Here is a 21,285-nt window from a genome sequence, read left to right as displayed (position 1 = left end):
ACGGTCAAGAGGATTTTTATTGAAAAAAACAGCCTGACGCTTTATGCGTCGGGCTGTTTTTCGGGAATCGTACAATACAGCGGCTCAATACCCAGTTTTGCCAAAAAAAGGGTGAAATCACTGAAGGCAATGACCACTGTTGCGGTATTCGTATTTGGGTGAAAGCCGATTTTTTCCCTTTGGTCAATGGCTTTATCGATGATCAAGGTGATTTGCTGCTTGGTATCATGGGGCAAAGCGAGAGGTGTGACCGAGCCTCGCTCAAGGCCAAGCAACTCAAAAAGCTCTGCTTCCGAAGCAAAGGACAATTGCCGCTCCTCTAATTTCTTGGCAAGCGCCTTGATGTCTAGCCGCTTCTGACCAGGACAGATCACAAAATAGTAGTTCTTCGTTTTCTTGCTTTTCATCAATAGGTTTTTCACGTCGCTGCCGTCGATCGTAAAATCGATCTCAGCAACCGTATAAACAGCTTGATGATCGATCCGTTCATAAGGGATCTGCCACTCTTCAAACAATTGATACACTTCTTGGTCTGTCGCTTTTGGCACCCTTCTCACCTGCTTTCTTTTAAGAGATTTCGCCATGTGATGATCGTTTTATTGACATGGTTCAAGACTTCCAGCTCCAGCTTTTTCGTATCCGATACTTCCCGCTGTTGAAAATCAAGCAACGCGTCGTAATTTTTATATAATTGCTCCTCTATCGACTGATTGGCCTCTGAAACGATCAGACTAGACGCTTCCGCCTTCAATTGTTCAAGAACGATCGGTGTCGTTTCTTGAAAATAGACATAGCCATAGCTGTTTAGATTTTTTTTATAGGATTGCAGCGTGTCTAAGGAGTGTTCAAGCACCGTTAGACCATCGTCGGTTTGTTTGGGAATCTGAACAACCGCTTCTTTCGTACGCGGAGACGCTAGTTTTCGTTTCAGGGCCCACCGGGTGATCAAAAAGGTGATGAGACAAACGATCACATTTGACAGCAGCACCTCTGGACGCAAAAGATTTTCGAGCATAACTATCACTTCCTCTAAGAGATGTTTCCATTATACCCAACAAGCCTCGTTTAATATATCCATTTCTCCAAAAAAGAAAGAAAAAGCCAAACCGATTTTTTACGCTCTCAATAGAACGTAAAAACCCGTTTGACTTTCGCGCGGTTCAATTTTCCGCTATACTACTTGTTCGGTTCGCTCATTCTTGAGGAGACCTTTGACAATGCCTGAGCTAGATCCTCCAACAAATCGTCTGTGTCCTCGATGCCTACAGATAAACGGAGCAGCCCTTCTGTAACGCCCTGCTTCTCCCGTTCTTCCTTCGGTACACACGCATGGCTCATCGTCACGGGATAGGATAAGATGGACTCTACGCCACCGAGACTGACTGCGGCGATCGGCAGCTTCAAGGCATCCGCAAATGTGTAGACCGCTTGTTGATCGGCTAATTCAAAAGACAGCACGGCGCCGCCTGAGGTTGCTTGCCGTTTGTGCACCTCATAGTCGGGGTGGCTCGGCAGCCCAGGGTAATGGACTTTTTTCACGGCAGGATGTGCCTCCAGCATTTGGCTGATTCGCTCAGCACTGGTCGCACTCTGCTCCATCCGCAGACCCATCGTCTTCAATCCCCGCATCGTCAGCCAACAATCCTCTACTCCTAAAATCCCCCCCAAAACTTTTTGCTGAAGGGTGATTTGATTGTGCCATTCCTCATCATTTGTCACAACTAATCCTGCGACCACATCGCTGTGGCCATTAATGAATTTCGTCGCGCTATGAATCACGACATCCACCCCCAACGCAAGGGGCTTCTGAAATTGCGGTGTCATAAATGTGTTGTCCATCATCGTCACTAAATGGTGCGCTTTTGCGATCGCCACGACTCCAGCGATATCCGTTACTGACAACAGCGGATTAGACGGTGTTTCTAAGTAAAGCCCACGGGTATTTGGGCGAATCGCTTGTTCCCACTCGTCAAGATTCGTCTCATCAATAAAGGTCACTTCGATGCCGAATCGATTCATGACCTCATTGACCAATTGGAAGGTCCCGCCATAAATACTTTTGCACATGACTAAGTGATCGCCCTGATTAAAGCTTAGCAGGACCGCCGAGATTGCCCCCATCCCAGAAGCAAAGGCTGTCGCATATTTTCCATTTTCCAACGCCGCGACTGCTTCTTCCAGAGCCGTTCTCGTTGGATTGCCAAAGCGTGAATAGGTATAGGCCTGCCCATCTTTGATGGATGCCTGTTTAAATGTTGAACATTGATAAATCGGAATGGAGGAAGCGCCGCTCTCCTCATCAAATGCATGATATCCGTGAATATATTTTGTCTTATCCTTCATTACAAATCCCCCTCAACCATTACTTGTAAGCCAAGCTTAACACCAATCGAAGCGTTTTCAGCGATCGTGTATAAATTCCCATAAGAAACTTAGCTTATTTTTAGGAATTCTACGGGCTTTCTAATGGATGAAGAAATAAAAAATACCGCCTAATAAGAACAGCAATCCGAAATTCACAATACTAAATAAGCCTAAGAATTTCTTCGTTTCGTTTGGAAAATAGATCCGAAACAAATTGTAGCCGATCAGATTCGCTAAAGAGGCCAAAAGGGTCCCCAAGCCGCCAATATTGACGCCTAAAATCACCGCCTGCTGATTCGTCGTGAACGGTGCGATCAAGAACGCCGCTGGGACATTTGAAATCACCTGACTGAGCCCCAAACCTGCCAAATAAATTTGTTTGCCATTCAATGACTGTAAAAACTGTTTGATAAATTGCGCTTCTCCGATATTTCCGACGATTAGGAAAAAACATACAAAGGTAAGCAGCAAACCGTAATCCACTTCCTTGAAGAGTTCGCGACGATACACCGCAACGATCAGCGCGACCAAAGGAATGACCCCTTGATAAGGCAGTACATCGAGCACCACCAGAATCATGATAAGCATCAATCCACTCAATAACATCGTTTCTTTACGGTCGAATCGGTGGTCTTCCATGTCTATTTCTTTTAAAGAATCCTTTGCGACTAAACGCGTCAACAGTCCTAATGAAAGAACGCTGACCAGCAAGACTAAAAACATCCACGTCAAGAATTGACCCAACGGCACATGATAATAGTCATATAAATACAGATTTTGCGGATTGCCAAAAGGAAAGAAGCTGCTGCCTAAATTCGCTGCCACGATAATCAAGACACTGCCCAAAAAGCGCCCTTTGAATCTCGGAAGAACAGCTAACAGCTTTAAATAAATCGGCAGCAACGTTAAAATCGCAACATCATTTGTTAAAAACATCGAACCAACCAACGATAACAAAATCATTAGCTGAACCAATTGCCGCGTATTCTTTGAATAATGAAGGAGCTTCTGTGCAACGAACCGCAACACTCCCACCTGCTCAAACCCCTGGATCAGCAACATTAAACCAAATAAACTAAAAATCACTTTGTAATCAATAAATCCAGCGGAAAATCGACCGATCAAACAGCTAATGATTGCTAGAAGTAACGAAACACTCATCAATCGATTAGTTATAAAATAGTTTGCCATACGCTTCACACGTCTACACCTTCTCATTCTAACTTTCTTTTCAATAGAATACTCCAAATACTTAAAATTAGGCAAAAAATAGACCCCCGACGAGAGGGTCTAAGCGTATCTTCTATTTTGTTTCCAAATCATGTAAAAACAACCCGCTCAACAGCTTTGGTTCAAACCAGGTAGACTTCGGCGGCATAATTTTTTTCGCATCCGCCACATCTAACAAATCGGTCATTTGGGTTGGATACATCGAAAAGGCTAATTTCCACTCACCAGAATCAACTAATTTTTCCAGCTCTTCGGTCCCACGAATTCCACCGACAAAATCGATCCGTTTGTCGGTGCGAATGTCGTTGATTTCAAAAATATCTTCTAAGACAAATTTTTGCAGCAAGGCTACATCTAGTTTCTCTACTGGATTATTTGGTACCTTCTCAGGCTTAATACTCAATGTGTACCAAGCACTCCCATCGTATAATTGACAATCCCCCGCTTTTTCAGGTTTTTTAGTCCCTGTTTTGGTAACATGATAATTTTCTGCCAAGCGTTCCATAAAATCGGCAGGCGGCGGTGTTTTTAACACGCGATTGTATTCCCAGATCGCTAATTCATCTTCCGGGAAGATGATCGACAAGAATTGCTCCGTTTCAGGATTCTGTTCACCGGATTGACGTTTTTCCAAACCGATTTTTACCGCTGATTCTGTCCGATGATGACCGTCAGCAATATATAACGCATCCACTTTTGTAAAAAGCTCTGCTAAACGATCGCTCGTTGCTACGTGATCGATCACCCAGACGCGATGTGTAACTTCATGATAGCTCACGAAATCATAGACAGGCGCGTGCTCCTTCTGCCAAGTGTTGATGATCGTTTGGATCTCTTCCTGTGGGCGGTAGCTCAAGAAGATCGGACTTGTATTTGCATCGCAGGTGCGGATATGATTCATCCGGTCGATTTCTTTTTCATGACGCGTAAATTCGTGTTTTTTGATTTTTTCATCAATGTAATCGGTAATTGAGGTGCAGGCTACTATGCCTGTTTGACTGCGGCCATTCATCACTAATTCATAAAGATAAAAGTTGGCTTCATTTTCCTTAAATAGCCAGCCCTTCTCTAAAAATGCCGCCAAATTGTCCGCCGCCTTTTGATAGACCTTTTTGTCATAAGGGGAAACATCGGCAGGCAGATCAATCTCCGCCTTGTCAATATGAAAATAGCTGTAGGGATTCCCGATTGCCAGCTCTTTTGCTTCCTGTGAATTCACGACGTCGTAAGGAAGTGCCGCCACTTGCTCGGCTAAGTCCTCTGCAGGGCGAATGGCTTTAAATGGATGAACTTGTACCATTAAAATTCACACTCCTCATCACGTTTGATCGCCCGAACACGGACGATGCCGTCATTTTTACTTAATTGTTCCACGATTGCTGCTATTTTTCCTGGATCTGTTTCAGAAACATCTACCAACGTGTAGGCATGCTCGTCTTTTCCGCGATTCACCATGTTGTCGATATTGACCTCTAAAGAAGCGATCTCAGACGCAATCAATCCCAGCATATTCGGCACGTTGCGATTGATAATGGTGATACGGTAGGGTGAATCAAAGGCCATTTCAACATTTGGGAAATTGACCGAACGCTTGATGACTCCTGTTTCCAAGAAACGCTTCAAGCCCCGCGCCGCCATTTTTGCACAGTTTACTTCTGCCTCTTCTGTTGAAGCCCCCAAGTGAGGCAAAACAGTGATCTTGTCATTATGAAGTAATTTTTCTTCCGCGAAATCGGTGGTAAACCCTGCGATTCGTTCTTCATTGACTGCCTTTACCACCGCACAGGTATCCACGATCTCCCCACGAGCAAAGTTCATTAAATGCGCCGTTTTCTTCATTTGCATCAATTCTTCCGTACTGATCAAATGATGGGTATGCTCCGTCAAAGGAACATGAATCGTCACAAAATCACAATTCGTCAACACTTCCTTCAAATCCTTCGCTCGTTTTACACGACGAGAAATACTCCACGCCGTATCAACAGAAACATACGGATCGTAGCCGGTCACTTCCATCCCTAAACGGTAGGCGTCGTTTGCCACCATCGCACCGATGGAACCTAACCCGATCACACCCAATTTTTTTCCTTCTAATTCTGTTCCTGCAAATTGCGCTTTTTGCGCTTCTGCCTGTTCATCGACATTGCTGCCTTCTAAGGTCTGTACCCAACTGATCCCTTGAACCATCGGACGAACAGCCAATAACAGACTAGCGACGACTAATTCTTTCACCGCATTCGCATTCGCTCCTGGCGTATTAAAGACAACGATCCCTTTTTCCGTGCACTCCTTGACCGGAATGTTGTTCGTTCCAGCACCCGCACGCGCCACTGCTAAAACAGATTCAGGAAAGTCATAGTCATGCAGCTTTTGGCTTCGCAGAATGATGCCATCTGGTTCTTCACTTTCATTGATTCGGTAATTCTCTTTATCAAAACGCGTCATTCCTTCAGGAGCGATCGCGTTGAATGTTTTAATCTGAAACATCTATTTTCCCCCATTTTCCTTTTCAAACGTTTCCATGAATGCGACCAACGCCTCGACGCCTTCGACTGGAAAAGCATTGTACAGACTGGCCCGCATCCCGCCGACAGATCGATGGCCTTTCAAATTTTCAAAGCCTTGTTCTAAAGCTGCTTTATTGAAGGCCTTGTCTAGTTCGTCGTCGCCTGTCACAAATGGAATATTCGTGATTGACCGACTGTCCTTCGCCACTGGACTCGTGAAGAGGTTCGATTTTTCGATCGCATCGTAAAGCAATTGCGCTTTTTGCTGATCCTTCGCTGTGATCCCAGCGACACCGCCCTGCTCCTTCACCCATTCAAAGACAAGCTTTGCAATATAAATGGCATAGGTCGGAGGTGTATTATAAAGAGAATTATTTTTCGCCTGTAGGGCATAATCCATCATTGGGGCGAAAACAGCTTCTTGATTGAGCAAATCTTCACGAATGATCACGACTGTAAGCCCTGCTGGACCAATATTTTTCTGTGCGCCGGCATAGATCACACCAAAATCTTCTACGTGATAATCATTGGCTAAAATATTTGAAGACATGTCAGCGATCACGGGAACTTTGCCCACCTTTGGAATCTTTCCGTAGGCAGTTCCTTCTATTGTATTGTTCGTTGTGATGTGCAGGTACGCAGCCTCTTGATCGACGGTCTCCGGCAATTCAGGAATATACGTAAAATTCTTGTCTTCACTTGAGGCGATTACTTCTACCTCTACCGTTTCAATGGCTTTGGCAGCGCTGATGGCTTTTTTCGACCATGATCCTGTATTCACGTACAATGCTTTTTTTCCTTGTGCAAGATTCAACGGCAGCATAGTGAATTGCAGGCTGGCTCCGCCTTGCAGGAATAAGACCTTGTAATTGTCTGGAATCGCCATGAGTTCTCTTAATAACGCTTCAGCCTGTTGAATGATGTCTTCAAATAAGGAGGAACGATGACTCAGCTCCATCACGGACATACCGCTGTTTTTGTAATCAAGCATTTCGGACTGTGCGATCTCCAATACTGTTTTTGGTAATACCGCTGGACCCGCAGAGAAATTATAAATCGTCATACTTATTCGCTCCTTTTCATTAGTGACATCCATTTAGATGTGATGATAATTATAACAGATGTCTTTATATGATAGAAGGCTAATTTAAAACTAATTTCTCTATAATATGGTTTTATACTGAAAAATTTCATCTTTGTTTGCAACAATCAAAAAAGCTTAGCACTTTCGCGCTAAGCCAATTGGTCTTCTGCTCGTTTTAAAAAAAGTTCAAACTGCTGCCGTTCTTCTTTAGAAAATACCGACTCCATTTGACGACCCAATTCATCGAAAATCGTCTGGACTTTTTCTACCATCTGCTCCCCTTCAGGCGTCAGATAAATATTTTTTTGCCGCTCATTGTTTTTCGGAATTTTGCGATAAATCAATTTCTTTTCCTCAAGCACTTTTAGAATATTCGTTACGGTCGCCTGCTGCTTTCCTAAATAGTTCGCCAATTCTCGCTGCATCGTTCCCGGATACATTGCAACAAAATTCAGACTGCGAGATTGTAAGCTATTCAAATGCAGCGTCTTCAAACGTTCAATAACAAAATTCTGCTGCAAGGTGCTAACCGCATAAATTTTTTCGGCTAAATCTTCTCTTTTTGAGATCATCTGCTCCCTCATTTCTTTCTTAATAGTTTAAATCACAACTATTTATTTGACAACTGTTTTCAATCGGCGTATGCTGTCGATAGTTAAAATTACAACTATTTATGTTTAAAGAAAGAAGCGAATACTATGTCATTAACACCACAAGAAATGCAACACACAAAAGAAGAATTCAAAGAAAATGTCGAACGAACAGGTCTTAGCCTCGAGCAAATTGCCGCTGACCTCCATACGACGCCTCAAACGATTGAAAATATTTTGACCCTTGATGTCAGTCATATCGAAGATCCGTGGATTCTCAAAAATTATTTAGAAGAAACACTAAAAAAGCAAGGCAAAGCCGCGGTTTCCTTTACTGCATTGACGGGTGATCACCACCGCTATTGGTTCTTGAATAGTCGTCGGATCGATAAAAAGAAATTAAGGTGATTTCTTCTTTTGATACACTTTCAATCACATGCTGCAACAACTAGGTATAGTTTTTAGTGCTCGACAGAATGTACTATATAAGAAAAAAAGCCTGTCAAAGCTTTTTCTGATGCTTATCCATCGTAGCAATGATTATGACGTTCTGAACGAACGAGGGCCGTGAAAAACTCTTTTTGAAATAAAAATAAATCCCAGCAATAGGCACCTTCTTAGATGCTTTTTGCTGGGATTTTTTCTTATAAGAGTCCGCTTACCCATAAACTTAGGAGTACGACACTTGAAACAATTGCTGTAAATACGACAACGATGAGGGTTTTCGCCATCAGATCTTTTCCAAAATGTCGTTCTTTCCGCTTCGCTTCGACGTCCTCCCCCTCCATGTAGGCGACGATTTCTTTGTAGGTCTTCACATTAGTTGCTTTCTTGATTTTTTCGATCTTTATTGCCGCCCACATTCCGATCGCCCATAAAATAAATGGAATCCATAGGCCTTTCTCGCCGAACAGCTTCCACGCAGGTCCAAATAAAATCGCCGCTGCACCGATCGTTCCAAGCATGATCCAACTATACTTATCCATCTCATCTTTTTTGATCATTTTTTTCATCGTTTCCACGTCTCCTTTGACAAGCTCATCTAAAGTCACGTCAAAAAGAACACTTAGCAATAACAGGTTATGAATATCGGGATAGCTCCGTTCGTTCTCCCAATTGGAAATGGTTTGACGAGAAACATAGATTTTTTCCGATAATTCTTCTTGAGAAAATCCCGCCGTTTCTCTTAATTTTTTAATCTGTTTGCTTAAGTTCATTTCATCCGCTCCTTCATCCTTACCCTAATCGTTCCCTCTGATACTCACTAGCAAAAGTCTTTGTCATTAGGGGTTTTCCGCTTGTCAAAAGCCTTTATCATGTTTAAAAACCTTGATTTATCAAGTCTAACGGAAAAATGGACAAAATAAAAGTCCCGACGAATTTTCGTCGAGACTGTTTATGATTATTCTGCTTTAGAACGACGGACATAGTTTTGGTAAAGAATAATACCGACAACTGTAAATCCGACTGGACCTGCGATCATCCATAATGTATCGCGTGCGCCTGCTCCTTCGATGATTGGTTGGAAGATCGTAAAGACATTCGCACCCAATACTAATAGGAAGACTACGACACTGATGACCATCGTCATGCTTTTAGATTTGTATACTTCGAATGGACGATCCAAGCCCGTTTTGTTCTTGAATTTAGGGAATGCATAGATCAAGAACAAGTATGGCAATGTCATCGAAACGTTTGCCATCAACGTTAAAATATTGTAAAACGCTGAAGGGTCTGGCGTTGCGAATGACGCGATCAAGATGATCGCAACAACGATCGCACATTGTGCCCACATTGCGTAGCTTGGCATGCCGTTTTCGTTCAATTCAGTGAATTTCTTCGGCCATAATTTCTTCGGTGTTCCCATGATCAACGTCTTCAATGGTGAATACGTCAATGTAAAGAAGGCACCACTATAGGCTAAGAACATCCCTAGACCAGTATAACGAGCAAACCAGTTACCCATACTGATCGCAGCTGCTTGACTAAGGCCGATGCCTTTACCAAATTCAACCCCTAAGTTGTTCATCATTACGTAAGAAATATTTCCCAGGTTTGTTGAATCGCCTGATAATACGTCTTGCCAGTTTGTGCTTACACCCCATAGGAAGATCCCCAGTGCGTACCCTACAGAAATGATCAAGGCTGAAAGAACGACCGCTTTCGGGAATGTTTTTTCAGGATTGCGTGTTTTGTCGACCATCCCACCAACAGCTTCAAGACCGCCGTAAGCGAAAATCGCGAACACCGCAAACCCTAACAAACCGATTGGGCTTTGGTAACTAGGATTTGGAGAATGTAAAATGTGGTCAAATGGTTGAGCCAAGTGTCCACCATTTACAACCAGAATAATACCTGAAATCACAATAAGAACCACGTTCAAACTAGTTACTGCTAAACCACCAAGACTGGTGATTTTAACGATTCCTTTGACCCCTTTGATTGAGACCAACGTTACGATGATCATCCACACACACGCTAAAAGCCCAACCATTTGTGTTGAGTTTAACCCGAACATGTGCAGTTTTTGCGTTTGGTCGCTTCCGGCAAAAGCCGTTGTGAAGGGAATCCAAACTTTTGATGATGTTGACACCATCCAGACAACATAGGAAGCAAACCACATGAATGTTCCGATAAATGCGAAACGTGGGCCTACGCTGACTTCCAACCATTTGTACATTCCGCTGTTTTCGCCTTTGATCGTTGAACCATATTCAGCCATCATTAACGCGAAAGGAATGAAAAATAGAATTGCAGCAATGACATAAAAGACGATTGAGCCATACCCCATCAAGTAGAATGCTACTGGACCGTTAGCAAACCCGAATACTGAGGTAAAGATCATCATGACCAGAGCGCCAAGCGTCATGCCTTTTTCTGCTTTGGACATTGAAACCACTCCTATTCAATTTTATCTCGGGTGCTCCTTCGTCTGGTCTATTCAAAACTTCAATTAGTTATTAATTGAGCAAGAATTTTTTAAAGACTAGAAAACCCTAAATGTAACTTTACAATGAAAAAACACAGAACGCAAGAAACGGACTAGTTTAAATATTCAGAAAATTCTTGTCAAAGAAACCTTTTGCGCCAGAATAGAGCGGAAATAATTAAATGATAAAATAACTAGCCTTTCCCAGTAAATACTAAGCAAATTATAGCTGTTTTTTTATTGTAATTATTCGCATCACATTAATGCTGTTATATCAAATTTTTATAATGTATTTAAGCATAGGCAAACGCTTCCTTTCCAGATGTTTTTTTATTTAAAATTAAAAAACGACAATGTATTTCCTAATAAACCTTCGTAAGAACGTTTATTAAAAAATTTTCCGCTTTATTTATGAAAAATCCATTTAAAATATTTTAGTTATTTGCCATTTAGACACCATCATTTAGAAACGGAAAAGTCCTCCAATTTTAATCTTTCTTGTGCATATTTTTGACCAATGTGACACAAAAAAAGGACGAAACGCCCTCTCTTCTGAGAACCTTTCGTCCTTTTTAACCTATTATTCGCTGATTTTTTTCCAAAAATTACTTTGATTGATCCACAGCCAAGCACCAGATAAAATCGCCAACCAAATCATCACTCCGCCATTTAGAAGTAACGGATTGAGATTCATCACTACAGCGATCACATAAAGTGCGACTACGATCACGCCCAAGATCAATGATCCGAAGAGCCACAGCATGAGCCCATAGTTTCCGACACCTCGAGTAAAGAGCTGGCTGACATTGGTCCATGTAATGTTCAGTAAACGGTAATCGCGGCTGAAAAAGTATAACGACAACAGATAAGTCCCCCAGAGTATTCCTGCTAAAAAAGGAACCAGTAAGTACAACGGTGCTTTCAGCACGAGGGCAATGATCAGCCCAACGCCGCCTGCGATCCCCATTTGAATCTTACAACCGACCCAGAATTTTTGTCGAAGATATTTTCTCATGGACAGCGGCAATGACTGGATGAAGAAGAAATTCTCCCGATCCAGCGAGATCAAGTTACTGACAAAAGACGTTTGGTTCAACATAACACTGGAAAAGACTATACCTGCAACAAAGAACACGCCAATAAATGTCATCGGCAAGGTTTGCAGATCGACCGGGTTCGTCGTCACCAATGTTCCCACCATCACGACAGGCATGATCAAGGAAGACGTCAACACCTGCATGATCAGATTGGGATTTTTAAGCAGTTGCACATTGTAGCTGCCTAATTGCGTTTTCAGTGATTGATTGGTTTTACGTTTTCGTTTGGTCGCAATCGTGCGAGAGCCCTCATCACTGAACTGTTCATATAAACTTGGAACGACGAAATAGCGTAGCGCAAGTAACAGCACCGCGGTTGCAACAAGCAGTCCAACAAGGGTCAGAAGTCCTTTCGTCGTAAACAAGGCGTGCATCACATGGTAGAACGGCATAAATATCGCGAAGGGATGGCGATCCGTAACACCCGCTGAATGATTCACGGAGTTTTGGGAAAAATTGATCGCGAGGATTCCTCCAACAGAAACGACCATTGAGAATCCCAGCATCAAACTCGTAAATAATTTTTTATGTTGTCGGAACAACTTGGTTTTCGTCATTCCAAACACGATCAAGCTGCACAAACTAAAAAGCAGGATAAAAAAGATGATAAATAGTAGAATGGCTCCAATCACCGCAAAGACAATGGAATAGCCGCTTTTAAACGCCGTTAAGAAAAATAAGATCAACAGCGGCAATAAAAAGGGCACGATCGTCATCCCGACCGCCAGGAATTTTGCGATGAAGACCTCCCCTTGCTTGATCGGCAACGGCAGATAATCCTGCAGGTCTTTGCTTTCAAAAAAGACGTTGAAAATGGCAGACAAGGATTGAGAAAAGCCGATCAACGCAAACAATGCCATATAATACGTAAAGAATCCCGGCAACTTTGAAAAATCGATCATGACCATCGTCAATCCGTAAATAGCTAAAAAAATGACCCCAGACAACAGATACTGCTGCACGATACTGCGAAGGACCTGCTTTCCTTTCCGTCCCTTTTTTCGAATTTGATTCGTTGCCGACGGATTGACATACAGCATATTGACGCCAATCAACCGTTTGATGATTCCGCTATTCATGAGCATCCTCCTCAATTTCAGCCACCAAATCCCCGTTCGCCTGTCGACCGGCCATCTTCAGATAGATACTCTCCAGTGATTCATTTGGATGTTCCGCTAACAAATCATCGACGGAGCCATTATAAATCAGCTCTCCTTTTTTCAAAATCGCCAGATCATCGCACAATTGCTGCGCAGTGTCTAACACGTGTGTCGAAAAGATGACGGTTTTTCCTTTTTCCGCATGACGTTTGATCATTTCTTTCAAGTCGAAGGCGGCTTGCGGGTCTAATCCTTGCAAGGGTTCGTCCAAGATCCAGATATCCGGGTCCGGCAGCAGCGCACCAATAATAATGGTTTTTTGCCGCATCCCATGAGAAAAGCTTTCCAGCGTTTCATCTTCATGTCCCACAAGATCGAACAATTCGATCAGCTCTTGATGCCGCTTTTCTTGCCCCTTCAGCTCATAAGCTGCGGAGATCAAATCCCAGTATTCATTAGCAGTTAATTGCAAAAACATATCTGGAGAATCCGGTACATAGGCGATTTTCTTTTTGATTGCCAAACGGTGCTCTTTTAAATTTTTACCGTCAAACAAGATCTCGCCGCTCGTTGGTTCAATAATACTCACTAAGCTTTTGATCGTGGTGGATTTACCAGCGCCGTTATGTCCTAAAAATCCAAAGATCTCTCCTTCTCTAATCGTTAGGCTTAACTGATTCAGCGCTTTTTTCTCTCCATATACTTTCGTGATCCCTGTTAATTCAATCATTGTTCCATCTCCTCGTTTCCCCTACCAGCATCCAGAATGGCCTGCTAACTTAAGATTTTGGTCACCTTTTTAAATATAACGCGTGATTGCTTTTATTCACTATACGAGAAAAAGCGGCGACTTACAATAGAATGGGCCTTATTAAACAGTGGGGTCTTGTTTCAGTAACAACGCCTTTTGCATCATTTTATGATAATAAGGCCGCATCTCCTCTTCGGCTACCGCCTCGTCCAGCTCCGCCACAGCGATCCATTTGACATCGCTATTTTCGTCCTCCTTGATTGTTAATTGCTGATCTTCCTCCGCCATAAATAGAAAGGTCGTATTGACGTGCACGTGTTTTTTTATACGCTTTCCATTTTTATAGTGTTCCTCCACAGGTAAAATATCGAAGGCAAACAGCCCGTCATACATTAAGTGATAATCTGTTATCCCGGTCTCCTCCTCCAATTCCTTTTTAGCAACGCGCAGAAGGTCTGCATCACCGTCAGCGTGTCCACCGGTCCAGGAGTAGGACTGATAAATATGATGGAAGACCATCAACACCTTGTCATACGTTGGATTGACGACCCACGCAGAGGAAGAAAAATGAACCTCTGGATTGTCACGGGTCAAAAGGTCCTTTTGAAATTGCAGCTTCGTCAAAAACAACGTCTGATCCGCAGCCTCCTGTTCCGTGAAGGGGACGTATTCGCTGATTTGTTTTATTATTTCTTGCATTCTTTTCACCTCATACCATTGATTTTGACTCCTGTATCTACCGATTATAACAAAAGACCTCCGGCATCAGGATAGAAAAAGACTCGATCAACGTGATCGAGTCTTCTTGTCTACGGGATGAATCGGTAGCCAGCCCCCCAAACCGTCTGGATATGTACAGGCTCTGAAGGATTCTCTTCGATTTTTTCTCGAAGGCGGTTGATGTGGACCGCTACGGTGCGAATCTCTCCAATCGATTCCATTCCCCAAATTTTTTCGTACAATTCTTCCTTGCTGAATACCCGTTGGATGTTTTCCATTAAAAACAGCAACAGCTCAAATTCCTTGTGCTTCATCACCACTTCTTTTTCTCTGACAAACACCTTCATCGCTTCCGGCTGGATCACGATATCTCCCGTGCCTATCATGTGTTGCTTTTCAGGTAGCGACTGCTGCGTATTCAGGCGTTCAACTTGTGCGAGGTTGGCACGAACACGTGCGACCAATTCTGTTGGCGAAAAAGGTTTACTGATGTAATCGTCTGCCCCTAAGCCCAGTCCGCGTAATTTGTCTAGCTCCTCACTTTTTGCAGTGACTAGAAGAATCGGCACCCGCACCTCATTTCTAAGCTGGCGTAGGACCTCGATGCCATCCATGGTCGGCAGCATCACATCCAATAAAATCAAATCATAGATGTTTTTTAGGGCTTCGGTCAAGCCTTCCCCGCCATCATGGATCACCGTACTCTCAAAATGATTGATCGTCAAAAAATCTTGTACAATATCTGCGATCGCCGCATCGTCCTCTATGATCAAAATCTTCTTCATCGTTTTCCCCTTTACCTGCTGCAGGTTGTTTTTCTCTAGTTAATCCCTCATGTTGCTTCGCTGATGGGCAATTGGATTCGAATTTGCAGCCCGTCGCTATCAGAAGCTCGTGCTTCGATGGTTCCCGCCTGACTTTCAACCACCCGACGAGCAATTGCCAGCCCCAATCCACTGCCTTTTCCTGATTGGGTTCGTGATTCGTCCCCGCGATAAAAAACATCAAAAAGCCTTTCTCGTTGTTGAAGCGGAACCCCTGGACCATTGTCACTGAAGGTAAGGACCACCTGTCCTGACTGCTCGTACTGTTCGATGAATAATTGATTGTCCTTTTCGGCGCCATACTTTACTGTGTTTTCAATAATATTGAGGATCACATTTCGCAACTGTTCCGAGTCGATCGCTGCCGTCGTTCGATACGAATGCACGCCAAGTGTGAGCGTCAAGCCACGCTGCTTGTACTCCTCTGAAATCCCCTGAATCAGCTCAGCTAGATATTTTCCAATATTGACAGGCTGTATCCTCAAGGCGTATTCCCCTAGATCGATCTTTGAAAATAGGAAAAGCTGGTCCACCAATCGTGTGAGGTTATCCGTTTTTTGAGTAATAATCTGCAAATACTTGTTCTTCATCGCAGGCGTTGTGGCAATCCCTTTGTCTAAGCCTTCCACATAAGCTTTGATCGCTGTCAGCGGCGTACGAAGGTCGTGGGAGATCCCGGCGATCAATTCTTTGCGGTTTTCACTCGTTTTTTCTTGTTCCGTCACCATCATTTCTAAGCGCTCAGCCATTTCATTGAGACTCGTCACGACTGGACGAAATTCATCATTCGCCTGATACGTTGTCCGCCAACTCAAATGGCCATCACGAATTTGTTCTACACCATAGAGTAACGTGTTCAGTCCTTCATTGATTGGTAGGAAAATGAAACGCGCGAGCACATAATTGGTTAAAATAACAAAAAGAACCACACAAAGTACAGTCAAAAAAGCGATCAAAAGAATCATTTCCTTGTTATCAATGATTTTTTCTTCCAAATTCATATGGTAATTCGGATTGACCAGCAAAAGGGTGAAATCCCCGATAGGAAGTCGATTAAGCAAAACGTTATTGACTACAAGAGTTTCTTGTTCTGGATTCCCCACCATACCAGTGACAATGTTATTTTCTTTGTACGTTCCTTCATGCGTTACCAATGTGTGTTCCTTATCATAAAGAAACAAACTATAGGCATGACGAGGGTGCTCCGCGGCTAAACGATCGAGGGCGGTCGTTAACTGCACTTCTGTCGGCGGCTTCGAATCAAAGGATTCCTGCAGGTCTTCGAGACGTTCGTATTCTTGCGCATACCCCTTATTTTCCTGCCACTGAGTTATGAAATCACTGCCCAGCGTTTCAGAGAAAATAAAAAAAACGCCTCCTAAAACAATCGCCGTCAAAACGATCGGCATGACGATCATCAAGACATTGGAAAAATATAATCGTTGTCGAATCGTCATTTTTGCACTCCTCACTGTTCGTTTCTCTCTCTTCTTATTTAACACGAATGTTTTATGTTTTCACGAAATAAAGCAAGTATTAATAAATAGTTTATAAATTGTTTATTCTTTCCACCCTATTTATTTGCTTTTGTTTCTTATCATAGAAGGTGCTTTATCGATAAGATATTGACTGAACTGCTTCGGAGGAACTTTTTATGGATGAATTTACAGGATTAACAGAAAAACAAGTAAAGGAAAAAAATGCTGCTGGGCAGACCAATGAGCATCGGATGAATCCCGCGAAGTCGACAACGACGATTATCCGGGAAAATACGCTGACACTCTTTAATTTGCTGAATTTTCTTTTGGCCTTGTGTCTTTTCGCTGTCGGCGCCTACAGCAATATGTTTTTTATCTCGATCATTATTCTCAACATGATCATTGGGATCGTGCAAGAGATTCGTGCAAGAAATATGGTCGAGCGCCTGACTTTATTGGCTCAACACGATATCACTGTGATTAGAGAAGGAAAGAAACAATCCATCTCACCAGAATCATTGGTACTTGGAGACCATGTCTTGCTGAAGGCGGGGGAACAGATTCCTAGTGATATGCTGGTCTTGGATGGATTGGCAGAGGCAAATGAATCTCTGCTCACCGGCGAATCGGATACGATTCCCAAAAGAAAAGGATCGGAAATTTTATCAGGAAGCTACTTAACCAGCGGGCATCTACTCGCAGAAGTTCAACATGTGGGAGCTGAAAACTATGCCGCAAAAATCATCAATGAGACAAAAACGGCAAAACCGATCAAATCGGAGCTGATACAGTCCATTCGAAAAATCTCAAAATTTACAAGTGTTATCATTCTACCCATTGGACTCTTACTTTTTATTGAAGCTTTTTTCTTACGCGAAAGCTCTACCCATACCGCAGTGGTCACTTCTGTTGCGGCGCTTTTAGGGATGCTGCCGAAAGGATTGGTCTTGCTGATCAGCATTGCATTGACCACAGGCGTCATCAAATTGGCAAAGAAACAGGTTCTTGTTCAGAATATGTATGCCATTGAAAATTTTGCGCATATGGACATTCTTTGTTTGGATAAAACGGGAACCTTGACTGAAGGAAACATGCAGGTGGAGAATCTCTATTTGCTGGATGAGGACTATCGCGAGGCACTGCCTAATTTAATGACCAGCTATTTAGCTGCCACCGAGGATAGCAACCCAACAGCTCAAGCCTTGAATCGGTATTTTGGCTCAGGGGCGCACGACCCGGCAAAGCAAGTCTTGCCCTTCTCGTCCGAGAGAAAATACGGCGCGGTCACCTTTGAAAACAATACAACGCTCTATTTAGGATCACCAGAAAACCTGTTGCCTGCAGAAGATATCCCCAAGATCATTCAACACTATCAAGAATCCGGACTGCGCATCTTAGTGATTGCCTTATCGCCAACAGTGCTTTCAGAGCAGCCTAACAGCTTAGTACCTATCGCCTTCTTGACCTTGAGTGATCCCATTCGCGAAAATGCAAAAGAAACCTTGGATTTTCTAACTGAACAAGGTGTGACACTAAAAATTATTTCCGGCGACAATCCGAAAACCGTTGCTGCGATTGCTGAAAAAGCAGGCTTTAAAGACTACCAGCAAGCCGTCGATCTTTCGGTATACACAACAGAAGAAGACGTTCGTGCACTCGCCCACACCCATTCGATTTTTGGACGGGTAACGCCACAACAGAAAAAGCTTTTGATCCACGAATTGAAATCTCAAGAGAAAACAGTTGGTATGACGGGGGATGGCGTCAACGACATCCTTGCCCTTCGCGAGGCGGACATCTCCATCGCCATGGCTGAAGGCGACGACGCGACTCGTCAAATCGCTGACGTGGTGCTTTTAGATTCCAACTTTGGCAGTCTGCCGAACATCATTTTTGAAGGCCGCCGTGTTATCAATACGATTACGCGTTCCTCTGGCGTGTTCTTCATTAAGACGATTTATTCCTTGCTAGTTTCCTTGTTCTGCATTTTGACTGTCTCGACGTTCCCTTTTATTCCGCTTCAAATCACCTTGATTGATTTAGCGATTGAAGGCTACCCTTCTTTCTTCCTGTCCTTCGAGGAGGACAACAGAAAAATCAAGGGACGGTTTTTACCGACCGCGATCAAGCGCGCGCTGCCGAGTGGACTATTGGTCTTGGTCAATGTCATTCTCGTTTGGCTATTTGGACAGTTCTTCTTGTCAGCATTAGATACACGTACCTTGATGTACTATTTACTAATCGGAATCAGCTGCTTTGCGGTGATGAAGTCGTGCCAGCCCTTCAATCGTCTACGACTATTTTTAGTTGTTACGACGACGATCGGCAGTTTTGTAGCAGCTTTACTGTTCCACAACCTGTTATCTATCGGCTTGGTCACATTTCCGATTTTCCTCTTCTTTTCAATAATGATGATCGGCAATGTTCTTCTTTGGCAACCGCTTGCCAGCAGAATCAACAAAATGAAGTTGGCGTTTCTCTAATTTATAAATAACAAAAAACCTGTCCGATCGGACAGGTTTTTTTGTTATTTCGCTCTTACCGGCAACCAGACTTGGAATGTTGCATTTTCTGGATTGGCGTCCAGATACAGTTCAATATCCGGCAGTTCTGCATATTCAAAACCAGATGTCGGAAGCCATTCGGTGAAGATTTGTGTTTGAAGCTCTTGGATCGCACCGGGCATAGGTCCCGTTCCAGAAAAGATCGCCCATTTAGCTGCGGGAATTTCGTATTGCTTGAAGTTTTCAGGCACGTCATCACTGGCAACACCGATAACATATTCCCACTCTTCTTGACTTTCTGCTGTCATTAAACTAATGCCCATGACCCCTGGATTCTGCTGGTCCATGATGGGAATGAGCTGCTCCAAACGGCCGTCCTTACTTGTTTCCGCCCAAAATTCTGGAATCTGTTTTTTAAACTTCTCCATGTCTTTGCCTAACGTGATCCCTACTCCTGTTACATTGAAAACGGACTTGTCGATTAATTGATATTCCATCGCATAAACTCCCTTTACTGTAATTTTGAAGGTCAACATGGGATAGCTGGTTAATTTAGCGCCAGATTGCTTTGCTTCTTTCGGGGTGATTCCGTGGACACTCTTGAACACCCGATTAAACGACGTCGGTGAATCATAACCGAATGCCGCCGCGACATCAATCACCTTTTCACCTCGTTGCAGTGCCACACCTGCCAAACTCATCTTACGGCGTCGAATGTATTCACCCAAAGTTACGCCGGCGATATACGAAAACATTCGCTGATAATGATAGGTCGAGCACTGCGCCAATTGCGCGATCCGATCAAGATCAATCGTTCCCGTCAAGTGCGCCTCCACATATTCAATACTATCGTTAAAATGATCCAACCATTCCATTCATCTTCCTCCTACATTTACTATACTGGGAAATGGAGCCGTATACCTCTTAAAACGTGCCTAGTTTGAAGAGCTTAAAAATGCAGCTTCACCAAACGATCAAAAGCTTCCGCCAATACCTCTAATGGTTGTGTCGCTGCCAAGCGAATATAGTCGTCCCCCACCGTTTCACCAAAGGCTTTTCCGGGAACAAACAACACACCGCTTTGTTCCAAGACCGTTTCAACAAACGTCACTGAATCTAGCCCGCTTTTACGGATATTGATAAACGCATACATGCTGCCCGTCACGGAACGCAAGGATAAATAAGGAATCTCTGCCACTCTTTTTTCAATATACGTCAATCGTTCCTTAAAAATCTCGACTGTCGGCGGCACGAGTTCTTCATAGTGGTTCAACGCATAGATCCCGCCGCGCTGAGAAGCTGTCGGTGCCGAATACGTGATGCTCTCATTGATCATGCCGGCGACTTGATTAATATAGGCGGGTGCGATCATGTAGCCTAGTCGCCAGCCAGTCATTGCAAAGCCCTTCGACACCCCACTGATGGTGATGGTGTGTTCAGGGGCAAGACGCGCCATCGGGACAAATGTTTCTTTAAAAGCAAAATCCTCGTAGATTTCATCAGAAATAATGAATAAGTCATTTTCAATAGCAACTTCTGCGATTTTTTTCAACGTTTCTTCAGAGAAAACCGCACCTGTAGGATTGTTTGGCGAATTGATGATGATTGCTTTCGTCTTATCTGTGATCGCTGCTTTTAAATCTGCCACGTCTAATTGAAAGTCATTTTTCTCATAGGTCGGGACAAAAACGGGCCTTCCGCCAGATAAAACAACTTGTTCGCGATAGGGTGAAAAATAAGGCTCATGGATGATCACTTCATCGCCTGGATCAAGCAAGACTTGCATGACGAGGTACATTCCATGAAGGGCCCCTACAGTTGCTCGAACCTGATTGATCTGAAAACTCAAATCGTATTTTTTTTGATAAAAGTCAACGACTGTCGTTAAAAATTCTTTACTGCCATCCGGTGCCGTATAATTTGTGGCGCCCTTTTTTACGTCTGTATAGGCCGCTTCAATGATTTTTGGATTGGTGATCAAATCTGGGTCACCGATCGACAGATCAATAATATCTTCTTTTTCCTTTGCTAAAACAGCAATCTTCATCAGCAAATTTTCTGCCGGCTGCTGGAAGCGCTGTGCAATTTTATCTTTGTTCATCCTGGT

19 protein-coding genes are annotated in these 21,285 nt (G+C 43.4%); 2 read left to right on the top strand and 17 right to left on the bottom strand.

The genetic code is table 11. The features are described from left to right. Positions 1-41: 41 nt before the first annotated feature. The 8 genes from I592_RS17010 to I592_RS16975 form a co-directional block, all read right to left on the bottom strand. A complete protein-coding gene (locus I592_RS17010) occupies positions 42-548 on the bottom strand; it encodes a prolyl-tRNA synthetase associated domain-containing protein (protein WP_010779343.1) in 507 nt (168 codons plus the stop codon). Between the two features lie 5 nt (positions 549-553). Beyond that, positions 554-1,015 carry a hypothetical protein gene (locus I592_RS17005; RefSeq protein ID WP_010779344.1) on the bottom strand — a complete coding sequence of 154 codons (462 nt, stop codon included), beginning with the start codon at positions 1,013-1,015 and terminating at the stop codon, positions 554-556. Positions 1,016-1,176: 161 nt separating this feature from the next. Beyond that, a complete protein-coding gene (locus tag I592_RS17000) occupies positions 1,177-2,343 on the bottom strand; it encodes a trans-sulfuration enzyme family protein (RefSeq protein ID WP_010779345.1) in 1,167 nt (388 codons plus the stop codon). A gap of 120 nt (positions 2,344-2,463) precedes the next feature. Beyond that, positions 2,464-3,555 carry an SLC13 family permease gene (locus tag I592_RS16995; RefSeq protein WP_244265224.1) on the bottom strand — a complete coding sequence of 364 codons (1,092 nt, stop codon included), beginning with the start codon at positions 3,553-3,555 and terminating at the stop codon, positions 2,464-2,466. Positions 3,556-3,667: 112 nt separating this feature from the next. After that, on the bottom strand, positions 3,668-4,894 hold the full coding sequence (locus tag I592_RS16990) for a DUF1015 domain-containing protein (protein ID WP_010779347.1): 1,227 nt from the start codon (positions 4,892-4,894) through the stop codon (positions 3,668-3,670). Further along, complete coding sequence (locus I592_RS16985) at positions 4,894-6,081, bottom strand: 3-phosphoglycerate dehydrogenase family protein (RefSeq protein WP_010779348.1); 1,188 nt, start codon at positions 6,079-6,081, stop codon at positions 4,894-4,896. The genes I592_RS16990 and I592_RS16985 overlap by 1 nt, the downstream gene beginning before the upstream one ends. Then, on the bottom strand, positions 6,082-7,164 hold the full coding sequence (serC, locus tag I592_RS16980) for a 3-phosphoserine/phosphohydroxythreonine transaminase (RefSeq protein ID WP_010779349.1): 1,083 nt from the start codon (positions 7,162-7,164) through the stop codon (positions 6,082-6,084). Positions 7,165-7,334: 170 nt separating this feature from the next. Further along, entirely contained in the window at positions 7,335-7,757 is a 423-nt protein-coding gene (locus tag I592_RS16975) for a MarR family winged helix-turn-helix transcriptional regulator (RefSeq protein WP_010779350.1), read from the bottom strand. Between the two features lie 126 nt (positions 7,758-7,883). On the opposite strand from I592_RS16975, the gene I592_RS16970 reads away from it, so the two are divergent. Further along, entirely contained in the window at positions 7,884-8,183 is a 300-nt protein-coding gene (locus I592_RS16970; protein WP_010779351.1) for a DUF2316 family protein, read from the top strand. 236 nt (positions 8,184-8,419) lie between these two features. Here I592_RS16970 and I592_RS16965 read toward each other — a convergent pair whose 3' ends face one another. The 7 genes from I592_RS16965 to I592_RS16935 form a co-directional block, all read right to left on the bottom strand. Then, positions 8,420-8,992, bottom strand: a complete 573-nt coding sequence (locus I592_RS16965) for a helix-turn-helix domain-containing protein (RefSeq protein WP_010779352.1) — start codon at positions 8,990-8,992, stop codon at positions 8,420-8,422. A gap of 185 nt (positions 8,993-9,177) precedes the next feature. Then, positions 9,178-10,665: a glutamate/gamma-aminobutyrate family transporter YjeM gene (gene yjeM / locus I592_RS16960; protein WP_010779353.1), complete on the bottom strand. Its 1,488-nt coding sequence runs from the start codon at positions 10,663-10,665 to the stop codon at positions 9,178-9,180. A gap of 619 nt (positions 10,666-11,284) precedes the next feature. Next, entirely contained in the window at positions 11,285-12,880 is a 1,596-nt protein-coding gene (locus I592_RS16955) for a hypothetical protein (protein ID WP_010779354.1), read from the bottom strand. After that, complete coding sequence (locus I592_RS16950) at positions 12,873-13,631, bottom strand: ABC transporter ATP-binding protein (RefSeq protein ID WP_010779355.1); 759 nt, start codon at positions 13,629-13,631, stop codon at positions 12,873-12,875. Before I592_RS16950 ends, I592_RS16955 begins: the two co-directional genes overlap by 8 nt. Before the next feature lie 141 nt (positions 13,632-13,772). Further along, positions 13,773-14,351 (bottom strand): NUDIX hydrolase, encoded by a 579-nt coding sequence (locus I592_RS16945; protein ID WP_010779356.1) that lies wholly within the window; start codon positions 14,349-14,351, stop codon positions 13,773-13,775. A gap of 110 nt (positions 14,352-14,461) precedes the next feature. Continuing rightward, positions 14,462-15,157, bottom strand: coding sequence for a response regulator transcription factor (locus I592_RS16940; protein ID WP_010779357.1), 696 nt, complete (start codon positions 15,155-15,157; stop codon positions 14,462-14,464). A gap of 47 nt (positions 15,158-15,204) precedes the next feature. After that, positions 15,205-16,653: a sensor histidine kinase gene (locus tag I592_RS16935; RefSeq protein WP_010779358.1), complete on the bottom strand. Its 1,449-nt coding sequence runs from the start codon at positions 16,651-16,653 to the stop codon at positions 15,205-15,207. A gap of 197 nt (positions 16,654-16,850) precedes the next feature. Between I592_RS16935 and I592_RS16930 the strand changes: the two genes are divergently transcribed. After that, the gene (locus I592_RS16930) at positions 16,851-19,157 is read left to right on the top strand and encodes an HAD-IC family P-type ATPase (RefSeq protein ID WP_010779359.1); all 2,307 of its coding nucleotides are present in this window, start codon (positions 16,851-16,853) and stop codon (positions 19,155-19,157) included. Positions 19,158-19,201: 44 nt separating this feature from the next. Here the strand turns inward: I592_RS16930 and I592_RS16925 are convergent, their stop codons facing one another. Both I592_RS16925 and I592_RS16920 read right to left on the bottom strand, forming a co-directional pair. After that, positions 19,202-20,053: an AraC family transcriptional regulator gene (locus I592_RS16925; protein WP_010779360.1), complete on the bottom strand. Its 852-nt coding sequence runs from the start codon at positions 20,051-20,053 to the stop codon at positions 19,202-19,204. A gap of 74 nt (positions 20,054-20,127) precedes the next feature. Further along, positions 20,128-21,279 carry a pyridoxal phosphate-dependent aminotransferase gene (locus tag I592_RS16920; protein WP_010779361.1) on the bottom strand — a complete coding sequence of 384 codons (1,152 nt, stop codon included), beginning with the start codon at positions 21,277-21,279 and terminating at the stop codon, positions 20,128-20,130. Positions 21,280-21,285 lie beyond the last annotated feature (6 nt).

The sequence above is a fragment of the Enterococcus gilvus ATCC BAA-350 genome, from assembly GCF_000407545.1.
Classification (GTDB): domain Bacteria; phylum Bacillota; class Bacilli; order Lactobacillales; family Enterococcaceae; genus Enterococcus_A; species Enterococcus_A gilvus.
The sequence above is the reverse complement of the archived record's forward strand: the minus strand, read 5'-3'. Positions and strand labels throughout refer to the sequence as shown.

Excerpts from the sequence above, each read along its gene's own strand:
- I592_RS17005 (WP_010779344.1), bottom strand. The coding sequence starts at position 1,015 with ATGCTCGAAAATCTTTTGCGTCCAGAGGTGCTGCTGTCAAATGTGATC.
- I592_RS17000 (WP_010779345.1), bottom strand. The coding sequence starts at position 2,343 with ATGAAGGATAAGACAAAATATATTCACGGATATCATGCATTTGATGAG.
- I592_RS16995 (WP_244265224.1), bottom strand. The coding sequence starts at position 3,555 with ATGGCAAACTATTTTATAACTAATCGATTGATGAGTGTTTCGTTACTT.
- I592_RS16990 (WP_010779347.1), bottom strand. The coding sequence starts at position 4,894 with ATGGTACAAGTTCATCCATTTAAAGCCATTCGCCCTGCAGAGGACTTA.
- I592_RS16985 (WP_010779348.1), bottom strand. The coding sequence starts at position 6,081 with ATGTTTCAGATTAAAACATTCAACGCGATCGCTCCTGAAGGAATGACG.
- serC (WP_010779349.1), bottom strand. The coding sequence starts at position 7,164 with ATGACGATTTATAATTTCTCTGCGGGTCCAGCGGTATTACCAAAAACA.
- I592_RS16975 (WP_010779350.1), bottom strand. The coding sequence starts at position 7,757 with ATGATCTCAAAAAGAGAAGATTTAGCCGAAAAAATTTATGCGGTTAGC.
- I592_RS16970 (WP_010779351.1), top strand. The coding sequence starts at position 7,884 with ATGTCATTAACACCACAAGAAATGCAACACACAAAAGAAGAATTCAAA.
- I592_RS16965 (WP_010779352.1), bottom strand. The coding sequence starts at position 8,992 with ATGAACTTAAGCAAACAGATTAAAAAATTAAGAGAAACGGCGGGATTT.
- yjeM (WP_010779353.1), bottom strand. The coding sequence starts at position 10,665 with ATGTCCAAAGCAGAAAAAGGCATGACGCTTGGCGCTCTGGTCATGATG.
- I592_RS16955 (WP_010779354.1), bottom strand. The coding sequence starts at position 12,880 with ATGAATAGCGGAATCATCAAACGGTTGATTGGCGTCAATATGCTGTAT.
- I592_RS16950 (WP_010779355.1), bottom strand. The coding sequence starts at position 13,631 with ATGATTGAATTAACAGGGATCACGAAAGTATATGGAGAGAAAAAAGCG.
- I592_RS16945 (WP_010779356.1), bottom strand. The coding sequence starts at position 14,351 with ATGCAAGAAATAATAAAACAAATCAGCGAATACGTCCCCTTCACGGAA.
- I592_RS16940 (WP_010779357.1), bottom strand. The coding sequence starts at position 15,157 with ATGAAGAAGATTTTGATCATAGAGGACGATGCGGCGATCGCAGATATT.
- I592_RS16935 (WP_010779358.1), bottom strand. The coding sequence starts at position 16,653 with ATGACGATTCGACAACGATTATATTTTTCCAATGTCTTGATGATCGTC.
- I592_RS16930 (WP_010779359.1), top strand. The coding sequence starts at position 16,851 with ATGGATGAATTTACAGGATTAACAGAAAAACAAGTAAAGGAAAAAAAT.
- I592_RS16925 (WP_010779360.1), bottom strand. The coding sequence starts at position 20,053 with ATGGAATGGTTGGATCATTTTAACGATAGTATTGAATATGTGGAGGCG.
- I592_RS16920 (WP_010779361.1), bottom strand. The coding sequence starts at position 21,279 with ATGAACAAAGATAAAATTGCACAGCGCTTCCAGCAGCCGGCAGAAAAT.